Source organism: uncultured Lactobacillus sp., from assembly GCF_944327175.1.
In the GTDB taxonomy this organism is placed as follows: domain Bacteria; phylum Bacillota; class Bacilli; order Lactobacillales; family Lactobacillaceae; genus Lactobacillus.
This window is the reverse complement of the sequence record NZ_CALVGT010000058.1, coordinates 32,993-51,099: the sequence shown is the minus strand read 5'-3', so window position 1 is coordinate 51,099 and position 18,107 is coordinate 32,993. Positions and strand designations below refer to the sequence as shown.

Here is an 18,107-nt window from a genome sequence, read left to right as displayed (position 1 = left end):
ATTCCTTTGCTTAGTCTTTGGCCAAGTAAACGTTGATGCACTGCAGGCCGTGTTTACCCTGGGCAAGCTGGTATCTTACCCGCTGGCCGACCTCAAGCCTCTTATAGCCCTCCTCCTTGATGGCAGTATAAAAGACAAAATATGATTTGTGATTTTGATCGTCTTCGATAAAGCCAAAACTTGCTTTATCGGCAAATTGTTTTACAACTCCGGTCCGCATTAGTCTTCCAGGCCTTCTTCAAGTACTTCCGGGTGGTCGCCGGCCACGATAGCCGCGCAGCGGCCGCACAATTGTGGCAGGCGGCTGTCAGCACCCAGGTCAGTCCGGTACATCCGGCAGCGTGGGCAGACTTCGCCTTCGGCCCGGCGGACGACTACGCTAGCGTGATCAAACTTCTTGGCATCAGCAGGTACTTCGCCTTGACCCATGACCAAGTTGGAAACAATCAAGATTTCCCGGAAGTCTTCGCCAGCCAGCTTGTCCAAAGCAGCCTTGGCTTCTTCACTTGGGTAAACAGTTACGCTGGCTTCAAAGGACTTCCCGATCAGCTTTTGGTCCCGGGCTTCTTCCAGAGCCTTCAAAACGTCATCGCGGAGCTTCATGAATTCGCTCCAGCTTTCCTTCAAGTCGTCAGCGTTAGCGTAGTCTTCGATTTCAGGGAAGTTGGACAGGTAGACGTCTTCTTCTTTTTCCTTCAAGTAGCCCCAAACTTCGCCCATGGTGTGCGGCAAAATTGGTGCCAGGATCTTAGCCAGCTTGACAGCGGCATCGTAGATCACCGTCTGCATTGACCGGCGGGCGTGGCTGTCCTTGCCTTCGATGTAAAGGACATCCTTGGCGAAGTCCAGGTAGAAGGCAGACAAGTCGTTGGTGATGAACTTGAAGACCAGCTTGTAAACGTTAGCAAAGTCATACTTGTCGTAGTTGATGATACTTTCGGCAACCAGGTCGTTGAGCTTGACTTCCAGGTACTGGTCGATCTTGCGCAGGTCCTTGTAAGCAACCCGGTCCTTTTCCGGATCAAAGTCAGCCGTGTTGGCCAGCATGTAGCGGAAGGTGTTTCTGATCTTCCGGTAGCCTTCTGAAACCTGGCGCAGGATGTCCATTGAAACGCCGACGTCGCCGGAAGCGTCAACAGAAGCAACCCAGAGGCGGATGATTTCTGCCCCCATTTGCTTGATGACGTCGTTAGGGGCGATCGTGTTGCCCAAGGACTTGGACATCTTCCGCCCTTGCCCATCCAAAGTAAAGCCTTGAGACAGGACTGACTTGTAAGGAGCAACACCGTTAGTGGCCACGCTGGTGATCAAACTGGAGTTGAACCAGCCCCGGTATTGGTCGCTGCCTTCCAGGTACATGGAAGTCGGGTAGTGAACGTCTCTGCCCAGAGCCTGGATCCCGCTCCAAGATGACCCGGAGTCAAACCAAACGTCCAGGATGTCAGTTTCCTTGGTGAACTTGCCATTTGGTGAGTGTTCTGAAGTAAAGCCTTCTGGCAAAAGCTCTTCAACCGGGTGGGTGAACCAGGCGTTGGAGCCTTCCTTGGCAAAGAGGTCAGCCACGTGTTCGATAGTTTCATGGGTCACGATAGCCGTGCCGTCTTCAGCGTAGAAGATCGGCAAAGGCACGCCCCAGGCACGTTGGCGGGAAATTACCCAGTCGCCCCGGTCCTTGATCATGTTGTAAAGGCGGGTCTTGCCCCAAGATGGGTAGAAGGTGGTCTTTTCAATCTGGTCCAGGATCTGGTCTCTGAACTTGGAGATTGAAGCAAACCATTGGGTGGTTGCCCGGTAGACTACCGGCTTTTTGGTCCGCCAGTCGTGAGCGGCGGAGTGGACAAAGGTGCTGTAGTGCAAAAGGTTGCCCGCAGCGGCCAGCTTGTCCTTGACGATTTCGTTGGTGTCCGTGTAGAACTTGCCAACCAGGTCTGGGTCTGGAATTTCTTCAGTGAAGCAGCCCTTGTTGTCCATTGGGGACAAAACGTCAAAGCCATAGCGCATGGCGGTGTTGTAGTCGTCTTCACCAAAGCCGGAAGCGGTGTGGACCAGGCCGGTACCATCATCGTCAGTAACGTAGACGGCTTCCATCAAAAGACTTTCGCGGCCTTCGATGTAAGGGTGCTTGGCCACCATGTATTCCATGTCCGTCCCCTTAAGATGCTGAACGGTCTTGTAGTCGCCCCAGCCCAAGATTTCGGCTACGGCGCTTAAGCGGTCAGTGCCGACAACGTAGCGGCGATCGCCAACTTCAACGACTGAGTAGTCAAACTTCGGGTTGACGGCGATCCCTTGGTTGGAAGGAATAGTCCATGGGGTGGTCGTCCAGATCAAGAAGTAGGTGTTTTCTTCACTCAGCTTGCCCTTGCCGTCCTTGACCGGGAAGGAGATGTAGATTGAAGGTGATTCCACGTCGTGGTATTCGACTTCAGCTTCAGCCAAAGTTGATTCACTGGACCAGGACCAGTAAACCGGCTTCTTGCCTTGGTAGATGTAGCCATTTTCGTACATCTTGCCGAAGACCCGGATTTCAGCGGCTTCAAATTCCGGCAAAAGGGTGATGTAAGGGTGGTCCCAGTCGCCCATGACGCCCAAGCGCTTAAAGTCAGTCCGCTGCTTTTCAACTTGCTCCATGGCAAACTTCCGGCAAAGTTCCCGGTAAGCAGCCCGGTCCATGGTCTTGCGGTCAACGCCCTGCTTGGTCAATTGCTGTTCAATTGGCAAGCCGTGGGTATCCCAGCCCGGAACGTAAGGAGCGTAGTAGCCTTCCATGTTCTTGCTCCGGACGATGATGTCCTTAGTGATCTTGTTCAAGGCGTGACCCATGTGGATGTTGCCGTTGGCAAATGGAGGGCCGTCGTGAAGGTCAAATCTTTCATGACCTTCGTTGAGCTTCAAGCGTCTTTCATAAAACTTCTGGTCTTCCCAGTTCTTTTCCCATTCTGCTTCCCGCTTGGGCAGGTTGCCCCGCATCGGGAACTTGGTTTTACCCAGGTTCAGCGTATCCTTAACCCGCATATAAAAAATCCTTTCGCTAAAATAAAAAGCCTCATCCTAAAATAGGACGAGACTATCGTGGTACCACCTAAATTGAGCCCCGAAGGGCCCCACTTATGCCGGCTTATCGTGCCGGCCCCCGCTCAGACCAATCGGCAGCTGATCGCTCGCAGGCTTGTGTTAATCTTCCACCATCATTAACTCGCTAAGGTCGCCATAAAGCAGGACTGTCAGTCTGATTTATTAATCGTAATTATGTAAGAGATAAAAAAACAATGAAAAAAGTTTTCTATCTACAGTAAAAGAGTTTAAGGCATCAACCGGCCCTTTGTCAAATATTTATTGTCTTTTTGCCGGCCAAAACTGGCCTTCCACCCGCAGGCGGCCTTTTTTGCTGGGCTGGACAGAAAAGAGCTTGACCCGGCCAAAGCGGCGCAGGCTCAAGATGTCGCCAACTTTCAGCAGGCTTTCACCCTTCATTTCTTCATGCCAGTTTAAGCGGACCTCGCCGGCTTCCAGGGCCTCTTTGACCTGGCTGCGGGACTTATTGCTTAGAGCCGCTAAAACCGCGTCCAGGCGCATGGAGGAAGCCACAGCGGTAATGATCTCGGAATTGTCCTCTGCTTCCAGGCGGTCTTTTAACGGCTTCTCTTCCAGGCGGACCTTGACTGGCCCCATCCGGTCAATTTGACTGGCGAAAAAGTCAGCCAGTTCTTTTTCCGCGAAAAACTGCCACCGGCCTTGCCCGTCAGTGATGATGTCGCCAAAAGTATCTGTTTTTACCCCAGAATTGGCCAAGCTGCCCAGAATCTGGCTGTGGCGGAGGCTGGCGAACTTTTGCGGGTATTCGATTTCAAAGAGCTGGACCTGGTAGTTGTCCGGCTGCAGGTTCTCCCATTCCAGGCTGATGTAGAGCCGGCACTTTTCTGCCTCTTCATAGCCGCCAAAAGCCTGCACGATGGCTTCCCCGCCGGCGACCGTCTCCATGATCTGCCTTTGCCGGGGGTCCAGGAAGTCGGTTAAAAAGGCCTGGCCAGTAAACAAGAGACGATTAAAAAGACCAACAAATTGGTCAATTGTTGGTCTTTCTTCAATTGCAAAATGTGGGTAAAAGCTGCTGGCCTGCCGCTTGTCCATCACAGGAAAATCCTCCCTAAAATGTTGAAGAGCCAGCCCAAGGCAACGCTTTGGACAAAGTAGATCACAAACAGTGCAATCATTGGTGAGATGTCAATGCCAGTCGCGTAGACCAAGCGCAGGATCGGCCCCTGTCGGAAAAGTTTGACAAAGGGGTTGACGATCCGGTCGATCCAGCGGCCAGCCGCTGACTCGCTGATTGCCGGTATCCAAGACATAAAGGCATCAATAATGATCAAGAGGCTGTATGCTTCACAGATGAAGTGGAGCAGCCGGTACAAAAAAACCAAAAATGTTTGCATTAACCTAAAGTATCTTTCTTATCAAGCAGTTCAGTGATCTTGCCGTCAGTTTCAAACTTCGGCGGAGTAGCCAGGAAGATCTTGTCGCCGACGCGCTGGATTTCACCATTAAGGGCGTAAACCGTCCCAGTAATGAAGTCAACTACCCGGCGGGCAGAAGCGTCGTCCATCCGGCTGAAGTTGATGATGATCGCCTTTTGATTGAGCAGGTTCTGGGCTACTTCCTTAGCGTCAGAATATACCCGCGGTTCGTAAAGGACGATCTTGCTTGGGCCGCTGCCAGCCTGGCCGGCCTTAATAGATACGACATTGCTGTCACGGCTATTTGTTGGCCGGTAGCTGTTTTGCATTTCTTCTTGTTCGTCGTAATTTTCCTCGTAGGCATCTCTTTCTTCGTAGGAATCGTTGTCGCCGAAGCCGAAAAAGTCCTTAAACTTGTTGTTCATTTACTCTGCCTCCTTTACCGGTCCCGGCGGTGCTTGAAGAACGGAATATCGTCATCATCATCATCGTCGTAATCGGTGTTGATGTCAATTTGTGAAATCGTGCTGCTTGGATCAGCATCCAAAGCCGCTTCCTTTTCTTCAGCCTGCCGCTTTTGTTCTTCCGGGTTTTGCCGTCTTGAGTAGTCATCGTCGTTGAGGCCCCAAACGCTGATCGGGTCCATCATGGCTGGCTTCTCTTCTTTAACCGGGCTGGCCGGCTTTTCCGGCGCTTCTTGAACTGGCGCTTCTTGAACAGGCGCAGCTGGAGCTGGCTCTTCTGGAGTCAGGATCTTTGGCGCAGCCGGCTTTTCTCTAGGAGCGCTCACCTGGTGGCCACGGCCTGGCAACTGCTTAGACGCAGCAGCTTCAGCTTCGTCGTCAATCCCAGTAGCAATCACCGTAACCACGACTTCATCGCCCAGGTTAGGGTTGATGGCCGTACCGAAGATGATGTTAACGTCTTCGCCGGCAGCCGTTGAAACGATTTCTGAAGCATCCTGGGCTTCAAACAGGGTCAAGTCCGGACCACCAGTGATGTTCAAGAGGACCTGCTTGGCCCCGTCAATTGAAACTTCCAGAAGTGGTGAGGAAATCGCCATCTTGGTTGCTTCTACCGTCCGGTTTTCACCGCTTGCCCGGCCGATCCCCATCAAGGCTGCCCCCTGGTTTTCCATGACCGTCTTGACGTCGGCGAAGTCCAGGTTCACATAGTCAGTTGAAGTGATCAGGTCGGAAATGCCCTGGACACCCTGCTTGAGGACGTTGTCAGCTTCCTTGAAGGCTTCCATCATCGGCGTCTTCTTGTCAACGATTTCCAAAAGCCGGTTGTTGGCAACGATAACCAGGGTGTCAACGTATTCCTTTAGCTTGGCGATCCCCTCAGCGGCGTTCTTGGACCGCTTAGGGCCTTCAAAGCTGAATGGGCGGGTAACCACCCCAACTGTCAAAGCGCCAGTTTCCCGGGCAATTTTGGCGATTACCGGGGCAGCCCCAGTACCAGTACCACCGCCCATACCGGCAGTGATGAAAATCATGTCAGCACCCTTAAGTGCGTCTTCAATCGTTTCTTCGCTTTCTTCAGCGGCCTTTTGCCCGGTTTCAGGATGTGAACCTGCCCCCAAGCCCCTGGTCAGTTTCGGCCCCAGCTGAATCTTAACTTCAGCATTGTTGCTGTTCAAAGCCTGTACATCGGTATTGGCCGCGATAAAGGAGACGCCCTGCACGCCGTCTTCAATCATCCGGTTAACGGCATTGCCGCCCGCCCCACCAACGCCAATTACTTTGATAACTGCGTTGTTGTTGTCATCTGAATCAAAAGTAAAATCCAAAGCCATCTACGTTTACCACCCTTAATCAAAGAACTTTCTGAAAAATGCAGCTAAGCCCTTGTTTTTATTTTCGTTATTATTAGTCTTTTCTTCATGCCGGGTTTCAGTGTCTACTTCCCTATCATGCTTAGTCTTATTATAAGCTAATTCAGTGTCATTTTCAGCTTTCCGTGTCACTCTTTTAGCATTTTTTTGACTATTTCCGGCGCTGGCCAGCCGCTCATTTGACGCAAGAGCTGAATCCCGATAAATTACGGTGTTGGCCAGGTAGCCAATATCGCTCAAGTTGTTGGCATAGTTGACGATCCCGTAGGCCACTGAATAAACCGGATTGCGCAAGCCAATCTGGGCCGGCTGATAGATCTTGGCCTTGACATCATAGTCGGCCGCAACCAATTCATCAATCCCGGCCAAAAGAGCGCTGCCGCCAGTGATGATGACCCCGGCTGGAAGAGACAGGGCATCATGGTTGTACAGGCCCCGGCCGACCCGGCGCAGGATCTGCTGCAGGCGGGCGTTGATGATCTCGCTGAGATACTTCTCGCTGACCAGGTTGTTTTCGTCCTTCCCCACGGCTTTAACCGCGAATTTTTCATTTTCTGAAGCTAGGTCCGGGTCGGCATAGCCGTAGTCCCGCTTCAAGGCTTCAGCATCGCTCATGGTCGTTGATAAAACCACGGAAATATCATGGGTAATGTCGGCAGCCCCCTTTAGGTCAACCGTGGCGTACTTGATCTGGCCGTCGCGGATAACCGTGGCAGTCGTGCTGCCGCCGCCCATATCCAAAAGGATAGCCCCAAAAGTTCTTTCAGCTTCATCAAGCGCCACGCTGGAAACAGCCATCGGAGCCGGAACAAAGAAGTTGTTCCGAATGCCGGCGTGATTCAAAACCGTGTTGATGTTGTGAATTTCCGCTGACGGCGCCGTCATTACCAACCCCTGCACGAGCAGGGAGCGGGCAATCATGGTCCGCGGGTCATCAACGTCCTTTTCCCCATCGATCAAAAAGCGGCTGGGGAAGAAGGCCACGGCCTGCCGGTCCTTTTTCTTGGCAGCCTTGATAGCGGCATACATGACCTGCTGCACGTCTTCATTGGCAACTTCCTTGCCAGAATCAGAAATGTTGACCAGACCGGTTGTATTCTCCAGCTGCAGCATGCTGACTGGCAAGGAAGTCACTACCCGGTTGATCTTACTATTGGTCTTCTCGCTGACCTGCTGAATCACATTTTTGACAGATTCAGCAACTTGATCGATATCGACGATCTTGCCATGCCGCATCCCCCGCGTAGGAGCGGCAACTGCCCCGTAAACCTGCAGCTCTTGATGAGCGGCGTCGGCAACAACGACTTTGATGCTCGTGGTCCCAATGTCCAAACCAACTAACAAAGTTGAATTATCCAAGTTTCCTTCCCCCAATTCTAATATTCAGATAATATCATAATTCTTTAAAGATACAAAATTAAGACAAGCCGTAGGCCTTTTTTTCCGCGCTGGTCAAAGGGCGGGTAAAGGCACCGACTTCCATGTCAATGACACTGTTGGTTGTCAAATCCTGTTTAATCGAGTTATAGTACTTAACCTTGGATTTTATCGTCTCAGTGTTGCCGATTATCACATTGCCATCTTTCATGACCAGAATCATCTGGGTTTTGCGTCTGGTATTGCCAGACAGCATCTTGACCTGCTTTTTGAAATATTCAGGAAAAGAGTTAAAAATTTTAAGGTTGGTCTTCAAGGCCACCTGCTTGCTGTAGCCGATAAAAAGCGGCTTGACGTGGTCGACCTCGCTCCAGGTCAAGCTCTTAGTCCCCAGTTCTCCATTAGCGAGAATCTTCCGGTAGCTGGACCCGTCTTTAATGTAGCCAATCACTTTCCGCTCATGCACCCGCATGTTCAAAGTGTTCAGCCCCTTAACTGATAAAGTGACCGAAGCCACTTCAGGATATTTAGCGGCCAGCTTCTTGCTGATTTTCTTTTGCCCCCGCAAGGCATCAACGACCTTGTCAGAAGCCTTGATCTGGGCTACTTCCACCATGCTTTTGCCATCCAGGTCATCGGCTCCGAGCACCCTCACCGTTGATACGTCAGCTAAAGGCAAGACGTAGTAGGTTAAAAAAGCGATGGCCAGCAGGCAGACGGCCATGATCGAACCCAGCCGGGTCAAGAGGCCCCGCCGGCGTTCTTTCTTAAGCGAAGTAAGCTGGCTCGACAATTTGCGTGTTTCCTGCCCCTGGCCAGGTTCGTGGCGTAAGAATTTAGAGAGCTCCTCTTCCGGGTCTCTGCGGGTTATCCGTTTGCGAGCCATTGCTTCCTCCTAATCTTTTTTCATCAGTTTTTCTTGGAAATTTCCTTCATGACCTTGATGACCTGGTCAGACGCATCTGGCACGCCCAAGGCCTTGGAAGCCTGCCGCATTTTTTCCGCATAGCTCCGGTCCAAGAGCAAGTGGTCGATTGAAGATACGAAGGTGTTTTCGTTCAAGTCGTCTTCAGCAATCACCAAAGCCGCCCCGGCCTTTTCCAGGTCCATGGCATTCTTCATCTGGTGGTTGTGGGTCACGTTAGGACTAGGGATCAAGATCACCGGCACGCCTAAAGCCGTGAATTCAGCCAGGCTGGTTGCCCCGGACCGGGAAACAACGCAGGTCATTTCGGGCAAAAGGCCTGGCATGTTGGCGATATACGGCACGACCTTGATGGAGTTGCCGTAGTCAACTTCAGCCAGCTTCTTTTCAATTGCGTCATAGTAGTAAGTCCCGGTTGCCCAGATCACTTGGTAAGGCTTCTTCTTCAGCTCCATCAAAGACTTGAGCATGACCCGGTTGATGGCCAAGGCCCCCCGGGAACCTCCGAAGACCAGGACAGTCGGGATCTGAGGGTTAAGACCCAAATCGCCCTCCAAGTCAACTAGCTTGGCGTTTAAGCTCAAAACCTGCTGGGAACGAGGGTTGCCGGTCTTGACCAGCTTCTTTTTTTCTGGAAATTCCTTGGCCGCGTCGTCAAAAGTGTAGCAGATCTTGTCCACGTAGTGGCCTAAGAACTTGTTGGCCACCCCGACCACGGAGTTGGACTCGTGGATCATGGTCGGGATCTTCATCTTGCTGGCTTCGTAGACAATTGCCCCGCTGACGTAGCCGCCTGTCCCCAGGACAACGTCCGGCTTAAAGTCAGCCAGGATTTCCTTGGCCCGCTTGGTAGCCTTTAAAAAAAGCTGGATAGTCTTAACATTGTTCAGCAGGTGCTTTCTGTCAAATCCCTGGATGTCAATGGTCTTAAAGTTGACCCCGGCGGCAGGCACGATCTTGGATTCCAGCCCCTTCTTGGTGCCAACGAACAAAATCTCATCGTCTTGGCAGATGCCTTCTTCCTTCAGGCGTTCAATCAAGGCCATGATGGGATAAATGTGGCCGCCCGTGCCGCCACCAGAAAAAATAACTCTCATTTTATTTCTCTTCCAATTCTTTTACATACTTGACAAAATATTCGCCGCGTTCTTCAAAGGTCTTGAACTGGTCCCAGGAAGCACAGGCCGGTGAAAAGAGCAGGATGTCGCCGGCTTCAGCCAGCTTGGATGCTGCCTTAACCCCTTCATGCAGGTTGTCAACAACCACGATAGTCTTGATCCCAGCCTTTCTGGCCGCGTCAGCCAGCAGGTAGCGGGTTTCCCCGTAAGTTACGATGGCCTTGACGTGCTTTTTAAACAAATCGATCAGGGAGTCAAAGACAAAGCCCCGGTCCAGGCCCCCGGCCAAAAGGACTTCCGGCTCTTTGAAGGACTGGATGGCCACGGTGGCCGCTTCAATGTTGGTTGACTTGGAGTCATTGTAGACTTTGACCCCGTCAAGGGTGGTCACATACTGCAGGCGGTGTTCAGCCCCGGTGAAGGTGGACAAAACGGCCGCGATGTCGTCCTTGCCTGCCCCCATCAAGCTGCTGATGCCGATGGCAACCAGGGAGTTCTGCAGGTTGTGGATCCCCGGCAGCTTGATGTCGGCAATCTTCATCATCTTTTCTTCGCCATGCATCAAGTGGTCCTGGCCGATGTAGAAGTCAGCGGCTGGATCATTTTCACTGAAGGTCAGAATCTTGGCCTTAGTCGCCTTTTCTTCTTTAGCCAGGATGTCCTTTTGATCAAAGTTGGCCAGGAAGTAGTCGCTGGCCTTTTGGAAGCGGCCAACGTTCAGCTTGGCATCAACATAGTTGTCAAAAGTCTTGTGGTAGTCCAGGTGGACATTGTTGTAGATGTCAACGATGGCGGCTACCTTTGGCTCAATGTCAGTTACCCCCATCAGCTGGAAGCTGGACATTTCCACGACCAAAAGGTCATCTGGGCCGGCTTGGTCTAAAACTACTTCAGAAATCGGCCAGCCAATGTTGCCGACCGCGTAAGCGTGGTGGCCCTGCTTTTGCAGGTAGTGGTCCATGATCTGCTGAGTCAGCATGACCGTGGTGGTCTTGCCGTTTGACCCGGTGACGCAGACGTAAGGCGACTCACTGGCAGTTAAAGCAACTTCAGGTTCAGTGATGATGGGAACCCCTTTTTCGCTGGCCTTGGCCACCATCGGGTTCTCATAAGGGATGCCGGGATTTTTAACCAGGTAGTCAAACTTTTCCTGGTCAAACAGGTCGACTGGGTGACTGCCGCCAATTACTCTGACGCCCAGGTCAGCTAACTGCTTGGCCTTAGGGTCAGCAGCCAGGTCCGCCTTATCATTTAAAGTCAGGCGCGCGCCCAGCTTGAGGAGCAGCTTGCTGACCGAGAAGCCGCTCCGGCCCAGACCTAAAACAAGAATGTTTTTACCAGCATATTTATCGATTTCTTTCATCGTTTAATTATCCCCAAATCATCAAATAAATTCCGCTGCCAATCAGTCCAACCAGCCAGAAGACCAGGTCGACCTTCCATTCGGACCAGCCCAGCATTTCAAAATGGTGGTGGATTGGCGTCATTTTAAAAATCCGCTTGCCAGTTGTCTTGAAGGAAGCGACCTGCAAAATAACGCTGGCCGTTTCACAGACAAAGACAATCCCGATCAAAAGCAAGGACCATGGCCGGCCCAAGAAGATGCTGACCGCCGCCAAACCGCCCCCGAGGGCCAGGGAACCAGCATCCCCCATAAAGATCTTAGCCGGCTTGTGGTTGAACATAAAGAAGGCTGCCAAGCCCCCCATTACCGCCATACAGAAGACCAGAACGCCAAAATTCTGACTCTTAAAAGCAAGCCAGGCATAGGTGCCGTAAGCGATAAAGGACAAGCCGGTTGCCAGGCCATCCAGGCCGTCTGACAGGTTGACGGCGTTTGAAAAGCCGACCAGCCAGAAGACTTCAAACAAGGTAAAGAGGGCCATGTTCTTGACCACCCCGGCAAAAGGCAGGTAGAGGCCAAAGTCAAAGTTGTCACTGGCTGCCAGCAAAACGATCCCGGCAGCTACGACCAGCTGCAGGGCCATTTTTTGCCAGGCTCTAAGACCCAGGTTCCGCTTGAAAAAGAGCTTCAAACCGTCATCCAGGAAGCCGATAACCCCGTAACCCAAAAGAGCAACTAACAAAATCCAGACCGTCTTGGTCAGCTGGCCCTTATAAGCGCAGATGGCGATCGTTGCTAAGGCCGCTGAAAGAACGAAGACCGTCCCCCCCATGGTCGGCGTCCCCGACTTCTTCTCATGCCACTTTGGCCCTTCACCCCGGATCTGCTGGCCTTCGTCGTGGCTTCTCATCCAGATAATCAACCATGGCAAAAGCAAGGCGCTTAATACCAGTGAAATCATAAAAGCAATCAAACTTGCTTGCATCGATCTATTACTCCTTTAACTCTACTTTCAATTTCGTCCCTGATTTAACTACCGTCCCCTGGGCCAGACTTTGCGACTTGACTTTGCCGCTGCCTGACAGCTGCAGCTTGATTCCAGCCAGGGAGGCATAAGCCTCCAGCTGGCTTTCAGTCCAGCCAGTCAAATCCGGCAGGGTGATCTTGCCGCTGGTCAAGGCAAAGACAGTGCTGCCGACGGATACCGTTTCGCCCGCCGCTGCCTTTTGACTTAGAACTTTAGAAGCAGTCCCCAGGCGGACCAGGTTGAGACCATTTGAGGTCGCTGTCTTCTTGGCCTTGGCGTAAGTCATGCCGGTGAATTTCGGTACCTTGACCACGGCAGAAGCTGACTTGTCGCCCTTGTTCAAAAGCACCAGCCGGCTCATCATCGGCTTAAAGATCTGGGCTAGGATAGTTTCGGCCCCGCTGCCCAGCTTGCTTGGCTGCTTCATGGTCAAGTAGATGCAGTAACGGGGATTGTCAGTTGGGGTAATCCCCACGACTGAGAAGATGTAGTTCCGGTCCCCGGTCATGTAGCCGCCTGTTGACTTGGCAATCTGGGCCGTCCCGGTCTTGATCACGAAGTCCTTGCCCTTCATGTAATAGATGTGGCCAGTCCCGATTTCCTTGTCCAAAACCTTCTTCATGTTCTGCATGACTACTTTTCTGGTCTGGGCCGTAAAAATCTTCTTGCCAACCTTCTGGACCTTGTAGCTCTTGACCGTCTTGTCCGAAGAATTGGTGATTTTTTCCACCAATTGCGGCTTAACCATCTGCCCGTTGTTGGCCAGGGCACTGTATACCTGCATCATCTGCATGACGTTGACCGTGACCCCTTGACCAAAGGAAGTTACCGCCTGGTCAACCGGACTTGAGAAAGGCATGCTGCCTGAAACTTCACCTGGCAGGGTAATCCCGGTCTTGTGGGTGATCCGGAACATCTCCAGGTACTTGCGCCAGAGCTTGGCCCCCATCTTCTTCTCCAGGTAGACCATCCCGACGTTACTGGAGCGCGGGAAGGCCTGGGAGAACGGAATTGTTCCCCAGCCGGACTTCTGCCAGTCATAGATGGTGGAGCCGGAAACAGTGATCGATCCTGACCGGAAGTAGGGCTTGGGATTATAGTTGCCACTGTTGACCGCGGCCGCCAGGGACAGGATCTTGAAAACAGAACCTGGCTCATAGCTGGACTGGACCAGGAGGTTGCTGCCCGCCTTGCTGATCCCGGCCTTGGTCTGGGAGTTGAAGGTTGGCCGCTGGGAAGCAGCCAGGATCTTCCCTGTCTTCAAGTCTTCAATAACAGCTGTCATGGCTTTCGGCTTGTAGTTCTTCTGCACCTCGCTCATGTAGGACTCCAGGGCACTTTGCAGCTGAGAGTCAATCGTCAAATACAGATTGTCCCCGTCTTTAGCTGCCTTGTAGGAGTGAGACCCACTTGGCAGCTGGTTTTCCGTGGAGTCAACCATGCTGGTCTCATAACCGTTGGTCCCTTTGAGGATCTTGTTAAAGTAGGCTTCAAGACCCGTGACCCCCTCCAGTTCCGTCGTCTGCGTCTTGGAATTGTTCTTTGAAACCGTGTAGCCAACCACGTTTGAGGCAAAAACCCCATTTGGATACAAACGAGACGGCGTCTCCATAAACTTGATCCCGGTTAGGTGCATGGCCTGGATCTTCTTTTTCTCAGTCAAGGTTAAACCAGATCCGGCCGTCCCGAACTGAACCTGGAAGGTGTTTTTATTTTTCGGGTTCAGATACTTAAGGATTTTAGCCTTAGAAAGCGGCAAAACCGTGGCCAGCTTTTCAGCCGTTTTCTCCTTATCCTGGACATAGAGCGGTTTCTTATTGGAGTCAACATAAGTCTTGTCCAAAATCGCGTAGACCGTGTAGGTGTGGGAATCCTGGGCAATGATCAAGCCGTTCTTGTCATAAATCGTGCCCCGGTTAGCCGTCAAAACAGTGTTTCGCCGGTAAATCGCGGCAGTTCTCTTGCTGATGTCCTGGCCGTCAATGGTCTTGGAAATCGACAGATAGAGCATGCGACCAGCAAAAAAAAGAAAAACCAAAGCAACGACTAGCTCTAGAATTCTCCCAACTGTAAAGCGATAGCCGTGTGCTCTGGATTTTATTTTTCTTAAATTAGTGGTCTTCTTCATTAGCGAATTGTCCTAATGTTATTTTCACGCAACTTCAGTCCTTGACTTTGGGCGATCTTGTTCAAGCGGGTATTTGACGACAACTCGCCAATTTCCTGCTGCAAGTCAGTCGTTGCGTTCTTTTGCTTGGTAATTGATTCCTTGACGTTGGTTAACTGCCGCTGGGCATAAGTCGCCGAAACGCTGGCAGACACGTTCAAGGTAATCAAAGCCGCTGCTCCAAGCAAACCTACAGCGGCCAGCAGCTTTTCAAAAGCTGAGTACGGCACCTTCTGCGGGTCAACCACCAAACGAGGACTTTTCCGGGCTTCCTCTTCTGGTTCATAATTATATTTTCTAACTGTGTTTCCAGCCATTGTGGTCCTCTTTATAACTTCTCTGCTACTCTTAACTTTGCACTGTGTGACCGGTTGTTTTCCGCCAGTTCTTCTTCGCTGGCCGTGATCGGCTTGCGGTTGACCAGGCGTAAAGTTGGTTTGATCCCTTCAGGCACAACCGGCATTCCGCGGGGAATTTCAACTTCTGAATACTTCTTGAAGGTCTTCTTGACGATCTTGTCTTCCAAAGACTGGAAGGTAATAACGCTGATCCGGCCGCCGGGGTTGAGCAGGCCGATGGCTTCTTCCAAAGATGCCTGCAAAACGTCCAGCTCGTGGTTGACTTCCACCCGGATGGCCTGGAAGCTCTTCTTGGCCGGGTGGCCGCCGCTGCGGCGGGCTGCGGCCGGAATTGCTTCCTTGATGATCTCAACCAACTCAAAAGTAGTTTCAATCGGCTTGCCCCGTCTTCTTTCAACGATCTTTCTGGCGATCTGCCGGGAAAACTTCTCGTCGCCATAGCGGTAAAGGACGTCAGCCAGCTGCTTTTGGTCATACTGGTTGACCAGCTGGTAGGCGTCAAAGTCCTGGCTCTGGTCCATCCGCATGTCCAGCCTTGCGTCAAAACGGTAGGAAAAACCGCGCTCTGCCTGGTCCAATTGCGGAGATGAAACGCCCAAATCATAGTAGATGCCATCAATGCCGCTAATCCCCAGTTTGGCCAGTTCTTCTTTTAAATGGCTGAAGTTGTTGTGGACCAACTGCAGACGCGGCTGGCTGTCTTCTTTTAAAAAGGCAGCAAAATTGCTCTGGGCGCTGTCAATCGCGTACTGGTCCTGGTCAAAACCGATCAGATTTCCTTTGTCCAGCTTACTAAGCAGGTATCTTGCATGCCCGCCCCCGCCGAAGGTGGCATCCACGTAAGTGCCGCCGCTTTGTGGGGCCAGGTTGTCGATCGTTTCGTGCAATAACACGCTAGTATGCTTAAATTCCATCTTTATAACTCGATATCGTCCAAATCTTCCGCAATTTCATCATAACTTTCGTTGGCTTCGTCAGAATACTCTTCCCAGCGCTCCTTGGCCCAGATTTCAATCCGGTTGGAGACGCCGACAATGACGCATTCCTTAACCAGGCCGGCATGCTTCTTCAAGGTGGGGGACAAGTTGATTCTCCCCTGCTTGTCGAATTCGCCTTCCATGGCGCCGGAATAAAACATCCGGGTAAAACTCCGCGCGTTCTTCTTCGTCAAGGGAAGCTTGGCCAGTTTGGCCTCTATCTTGGTCCATTCCGTCAAAGGATAGCCAAAAATGCAGCCTTCCATGCCCCGGGTCAAAACCATGGCTGGCCCAATCTGTTCGCGCAGTTTTGCCGGAATGATCAAGCGGCCTTTGGCGTCCAAATTGTGCTGGTATTCGCCCATGAACATGGCAGGTCCTCCCTTCTGTTAACAATTTACCACAAATCCCCACTTTAAACCACAATATCTGAAAAACACAAGCAGATTTCCGAAAAAATTAAAAAACTGCCAGCCGCGCGAAGCGGCTGACAGTAATTTGTCAGATCATAACGACCAAAAGCAAGCCACAGTACCAAAAGAAACTGCAGGCATCCAGGTAGGACCAGAACTGGCGGAACATCTTCCCTAAAGAAATGTTCTTGTTGATCACGGCCCATCTGATCGCAGCCAGCAATATCAATATGAAGTAAAGCAGAAAGCCAGCAGGCAAAAAGGAAGGCACGCCCTTTAAATTGGTCATCAGCTGGCAGGCATAGATCAAAAAGAAGGGCATGACGTCATAGCCTCTAAAGGAAGCTCTGGGCCAGATCAGATTGACCAGGTAGGCACAAGCCAGGCCAAAGACCGGCAATAAGAATATCATCAGCATAATTTTCCTCCATCTGCTAGCTAGTTTAGCACATTTTTATTTTTCTCTTAAAGTGCAGCTGGGAAATTGCAAATCACCGCCAAAAAGGTTATAATCACTCTCATATAGGAGGCTTCTATGGCACGTAAAAAGAAAAAGTCGACATTTCAAAAAATTGAGAATTTCATGGTAGTCTTGATGGCTTTGATCACGCTCTTTGGCGTGGCAGCCTCAATTCTTTACTACTTAACTGCCCAATAAACCGGCAATACGCTCAAAAGCGGTCAGCTTCACGCTGGCCGCTTTTTTATTGCTCATTAATACCGGTAATTGTCCAGGTCAACTAGGAAAGGATACGATCTGGCCAATTTGGCCCAAAGCCAGTAAGTTGCCAGGCTGATCCCGATCGTCCAGCCGGCCGTGTATAAGAGGCTGAAACCGATGGCCTTCAAGGTCAAGTCCGTCCAGCCAATCAAACGGAAGACCAGCCAGGTGTAAAGGCAGCTGACGGTAATCGCCAAAATATTGCCCAGCAGGCGGAAAACGAAGAGTTCGGGAAAGACCCGGGCATACCAGCGGCCAAAAGCTGACAGGGCCGGCAGGATAAAGGTGTAGATCCCGATAATCCCCCAGAAGTAGAGGTCGGCAACTACTCCGGCAGCTAGGGCCAGCCAGATTTCCTTTTCATTTCTCTCATCTTCATAAGCGATGATCAAAGCGGCAATTGGCAGGATCAAAAGACCCGCCCGACCGTGCTGGTAAGTCAAGGCCGGCTGCAGGTAAACGGACAGGGTCCCCTCTACAACCAGAGCCAGGTAAAGGGCGATGGCCAAAACCCATTGCTTGAAAATCCGCATTAGCCAGCCACGCTCCTTTTGGCGACCGTTACCACGGACGCGTCACTCAAATTACCGGCCGGCTTGATCTTGATCAAGTCAGACAGGCCAAAGCTGTCCTTGGTTGTTTCCGCCACTGTCCCGATTAGGAGGCCCTTCGGTGAAGTCCCGCCTAAGCCACTGGTGTAGACCTTGGTCCCCTTCTTCAGCTTGCTTGAGCTGGAGGCCTGGGTAAAGGTCAAAGTGCCGTTTGACTGGACGCTGATGATCCCGTGCAACACCTTGCCCGTGTCAGTCGTGGCTTGCACGGCAAAACGGTTGGCCGAGCTGTCAGTCGTGGTGATCAGTTCCACCTTGCTGGTGGCCGCGTCGACTTCCAGGATCCGGCCAATCACGCCGCCGCCGGACATGACCGCCATGTCCTTCTTTAAGCCTGAGCTCTTGCCCTTGTCAATGGTCAAGACTTCTGACCAGCTGTCGCTGGAGCGAGAAATTACTGAAGCAGTCGTGGTCGTGTAGCCAGTCAAGGTCTTTTTAATTCCAGCCGCGGCCTTGAGCTGCTTGTTTTCCTTTTCCAGGGCAGCATTCCTGGCTTCTACCTGGGCAAGTTCAGAGACCTTCTTCTTTAAATGGCTGTTTTCGTCAGCCGCGTTCTGCAAGTCCTTGACGCTGTCGATACCGTCAGTAAACCAGGAAACCGGCACGCTCACGATTCTTGAACCGACAGAGATGATGTCATTACCCAAGCGCTGGATCAAAAGCGGCGCGCTTAGGTTATTTCTCAGCATCACCGTTGAGCCCAGCAGGGCTGCTAAAAGCGCTACGGTCCCGAAAGCCGCCAGCATTTTTCTGTTTTGAAAAAAATTCTTCATAAA

19 protein-coding genes are annotated in these 18,107 nt (G+C 51.7%); 1 reads left to right on the top strand and 18 read right to left on the bottom strand.

The features are described from left to right. Window positions 1-10: 10 nt before the first annotated feature. The 16 genes from Q0J41_RS07930 to Q0J41_RS07855 form a co-directional block, all read right to left on the bottom strand. Window positions 11-220, bottom strand: a complete 210-nt coding sequence (locus Q0J41_RS07930) for a cold shock domain-containing protein (protein ID WP_296228196.1) — start codon at window positions 218-220, stop codon at window positions 11-13. Further along, on the bottom strand, window positions 220-3,015 hold the full coding sequence (ileS, locus tag Q0J41_RS07925) for an isoleucine--tRNA ligase (RefSeq protein ID WP_296228194.1): 2,796 nt from the start codon (window positions 3,013-3,015) through the stop codon (window positions 220-222). Before ileS ends, Q0J41_RS07930 begins: the two co-directional genes overlap by 1 nt. A 318-nt stretch (window positions 3,016-3,333) precedes the next feature. Then, window positions 3,334-4,131 (bottom strand): YlmH/Sll1252 family protein, encoded by a 798-nt coding sequence (locus Q0J41_RS07920; RefSeq protein WP_296228192.1) that lies wholly within the window; start codon window positions 4,129-4,131, stop codon window positions 3,334-3,336. Then, window positions 4,131-4,433, bottom strand: a complete 303-nt coding sequence (locus Q0J41_RS07915) for a YggT family protein (protein ID WP_296228190.1) — start codon at window positions 4,431-4,433, stop codon at window positions 4,131-4,133. Before Q0J41_RS07915 ends, Q0J41_RS07920 begins: the two co-directional genes overlap by 1 nt. Then, entirely contained in the window at window positions 4,433-4,879 is a 447-nt protein-coding gene (locus Q0J41_RS07910) for a cell division protein SepF (protein ID WP_296228188.1), read from the bottom strand. Before Q0J41_RS07910 ends, Q0J41_RS07915 begins: the two co-directional genes overlap by 1 nt. A 14-nt stretch (window positions 4,880-4,893) precedes the next feature. Beyond that, window positions 4,894-6,252: a cell division protein FtsZ gene (gene ftsZ, locus Q0J41_RS07905; protein WP_296228186.1), complete on the bottom strand. Its 1,359-nt coding sequence runs from the start codon at window positions 6,250-6,252 to the stop codon at window positions 4,894-4,896. A gap of 15 nt (window positions 6,253-6,267) precedes the next feature. Then, a complete protein-coding gene (ftsA, locus tag Q0J41_RS07900) occupies window positions 6,268-7,650 on the bottom strand; it encodes a cell division protein FtsA (RefSeq protein WP_296228184.1) in 1,383 nt (460 codons plus the stop codon). 58 nt (window positions 7,651-7,708) lie between these two features. Then, window positions 7,709-8,554 (bottom strand): cell division protein FtsQ/DivIB, encoded by an 846-nt coding sequence (locus Q0J41_RS07895; RefSeq protein WP_296228182.1) that lies wholly within the window; start codon window positions 8,552-8,554, stop codon window positions 7,709-7,711. 23 nt (window positions 8,555-8,577) lie between these two features. Then, complete coding sequence (gene murG, locus Q0J41_RS07890) at window positions 8,578-9,690, bottom strand: undecaprenyldiphospho-muramoylpentapeptide beta-N-acetylglucosaminyltransferase (RefSeq protein WP_296228179.1); 1,113 nt, start codon at window positions 9,688-9,690, stop codon at window positions 8,578-8,580. A 1-nt stretch (window position 9,691) separates the two neighbouring features. After that, window positions 9,692-11,074 (bottom strand): UDP-N-acetylmuramoyl-L-alanine--D-glutamate ligase, encoded by a 1,383-nt coding sequence (murD, locus tag Q0J41_RS07885; protein WP_296228177.1) that lies wholly within the window; start codon window positions 11,072-11,074, stop codon window positions 9,692-9,694. Between the two features lie 7 nt (window positions 11,075-11,081). Beyond that, the gene (gene mraY, locus Q0J41_RS07880) at window positions 11,082-12,041 is read right to left on the bottom strand and encodes a phospho-N-acetylmuramoyl-pentapeptide-transferase (protein WP_296228175.1); all 960 of its coding nucleotides are present in this window, start codon (window positions 12,039-12,041) and stop codon (window positions 11,082-11,084) included. A 7-nt stretch (window positions 12,042-12,048) separates the two neighbouring features. Then, window positions 12,049-14,211, bottom strand: a complete 2,163-nt coding sequence (locus tag Q0J41_RS07875) for a penicillin-binding transpeptidase domain-containing protein (RefSeq protein ID WP_296228173.1) — start codon at window positions 14,209-14,211, stop codon at window positions 12,049-12,051. Further along, window positions 14,211-14,567 (bottom strand): cell division protein FtsL, encoded by a 357-nt coding sequence (ftsL, locus tag Q0J41_RS07870; protein ID WP_296228171.1) that lies wholly within the window; start codon window positions 14,565-14,567, stop codon window positions 14,211-14,213. Before ftsL ends, Q0J41_RS07875 begins: the two co-directional genes overlap by 1 nt. 11 nt (window positions 14,568-14,578) lie before the next feature. Further along, a complete protein-coding gene (rsmH, locus tag Q0J41_RS07865; RefSeq protein ID WP_296228169.1) occupies window positions 14,579-15,523 on the bottom strand; it encodes a 16S rRNA (cytosine(1402)-N(4))-methyltransferase RsmH in 945 nt (314 codons plus the stop codon). Between the two features lie 2 nt (window positions 15,524-15,525). Beyond that, window positions 15,526-15,957: a division/cell wall cluster transcriptional repressor MraZ gene (mraZ, locus tag Q0J41_RS07860; protein ID WP_296228167.1), complete on the bottom strand. Its 432-nt coding sequence runs from the start codon at window positions 15,955-15,957 to the stop codon at window positions 15,526-15,528. Window positions 15,958-16,087: 130 nt separating this feature from the next. Continuing rightward, the gene (locus Q0J41_RS07855) at window positions 16,088-16,417 is read right to left on the bottom strand and encodes a DUF3397 domain-containing protein (RefSeq protein WP_296228165.1); all 330 of its coding nucleotides are present in this window, start codon (window positions 16,415-16,417) and stop codon (window positions 16,088-16,090) included. Between the two features lie 117 nt (window positions 16,418-16,534). Between Q0J41_RS07855 and Q0J41_RS07850 the strand changes: the two genes are divergently transcribed. After that, on the top strand, window positions 16,535-16,657 hold the full coding sequence (locus tag Q0J41_RS07850) for a DUF4044 domain-containing protein (RefSeq protein ID WP_296228163.1): 123 nt from the start codon (window positions 16,535-16,537) through the stop codon (window positions 16,655-16,657). A gap of 56 nt (window positions 16,658-16,713) precedes the next feature. Here the strand turns inward: Q0J41_RS07850 and mreD are convergent, their stop codons facing one another. Beyond that, entirely contained in the window at window positions 16,714-17,253 is a 540-nt protein-coding gene (gene mreD / locus Q0J41_RS07845; RefSeq protein WP_296228160.1) for a rod shape-determining protein MreD, read from the bottom strand. Next, on the bottom strand, window positions 17,253-18,104 hold the full coding sequence (gene mreC, locus Q0J41_RS07840) for a rod shape-determining protein MreC (protein ID WP_296228158.1): 852 nt from the start codon (window positions 18,102-18,104) through the stop codon (window positions 17,253-17,255). Before mreC ends, mreD begins: the two co-directional genes overlap by 1 nt. Between the last annotated feature and the right edge of the window lie 3 nt (window positions 18,105-18,107).

Bases quoted from the DNA above. Each gene is read 5' to 3' on its own strand.
- murD (WP_296228177.1), bottom strand. From the start codon at position 11,074: ATGAAAGAAATCGATAAATATGCTGGTAAAAACATTCTTGTTTTAGGT.
- mreD (WP_296228160.1), bottom strand. From the start codon at position 17,253: ATGCGGATTTTCAAGCAATGGGTTTTGGCCATCGCCCTTTACCTGGCT.
- mraZ (WP_296228167.1), bottom strand. From the start codon at position 15,957: ATGTTCATGGGCGAATACCAGCACAATTTGGACGCCAAAGGCCGCTTG.
- Q0J41_RS07895 (WP_296228182.1), bottom strand. From the start codon at position 8,554: ATGGCTCGCAAACGGATAACCCGCAGAGACCCGGAAGAGGAGCTCTCT.
- Q0J41_RS07875 (WP_296228173.1), bottom strand. From the start codon at position 14,211: ATGAAGAAGACCACTAATTTAAGAAAAATAAAATCCAGAGCACACGGC.
- mreC (WP_296228158.1), bottom strand. From the start codon at position 18,104: ATGAAGAATTTTTTTCAAAACAGAAAAATGCTGGCGGCTTTCGGGACC.
- Q0J41_RS07855 (WP_296228165.1), bottom strand. From the start codon at position 16,417: ATGCTGATGATATTCTTATTGCCGGTCTTTGGCCTGGCTTGTGCCTAC.
- mraY (WP_296228175.1), bottom strand. From the start codon at position 12,041: ATGCAAGCAAGTTTGATTGCTTTTATGATTTCACTGGTATTAAGCGCC.
- Q0J41_RS07850 (WP_296228163.1), top strand. From the start codon at position 16,535: ATGGCACGTAAAAAGAAAAAGTCGACATTTCAAAAAATTGAGAATTTC.
- ftsL (WP_296228171.1), bottom strand. From the start codon at position 14,567: ATGGCTGGAAACACAGTTAGAAAATATAATTATGAACCAGAAGAGGAA.
- ftsZ (WP_296228186.1), bottom strand. From the start codon at position 6,252: ATGGCTTTGGATTTTACTTTTGATTCAGATGACAACAACAACGCAGTT.
- Q0J41_RS07915 (WP_296228190.1), bottom strand. From the start codon at position 4,433: ATGCAAACATTTTTGGTTTTTTTGTACCGGCTGCTCCACTTCATCTGT.
- ileS (WP_296228194.1), bottom strand. From the start codon at position 3,015: ATGCGGGTTAAGGATACGCTGAACCTGGGTAAAACCAAGTTCCCGATG.
- murG (WP_296228179.1), bottom strand. From the start codon at position 9,690: ATGAGAGTTATTTTTTCTGGTGGCGGCACGGGCGGCCACATTTATCCC.
- rsmH (WP_296228169.1), bottom strand. From the start codon at position 15,523: ATGGAATTTAAGCATACTAGCGTGTTATTGCACGAAACGATCGACAAC.
- Q0J41_RS07910 (WP_296228188.1), bottom strand. From the start codon at position 4,879: ATGAACAACAAGTTTAAGGACTTTTTCGGCTTCGGCGACAACGATTCC.
- Q0J41_RS07920 (WP_296228192.1), bottom strand. From the start codon at position 4,131: ATGGACAAGCGGCAGGCCAGCAGCTTTTACCCACATTTTGCAATTGAA.
- Q0J41_RS07930 (WP_296228196.1), bottom strand. From the start codon at position 220: ATGCGGACCGGAGTTGTAAAACAATTTGCCGATAAAGCAAGTTTTGGC.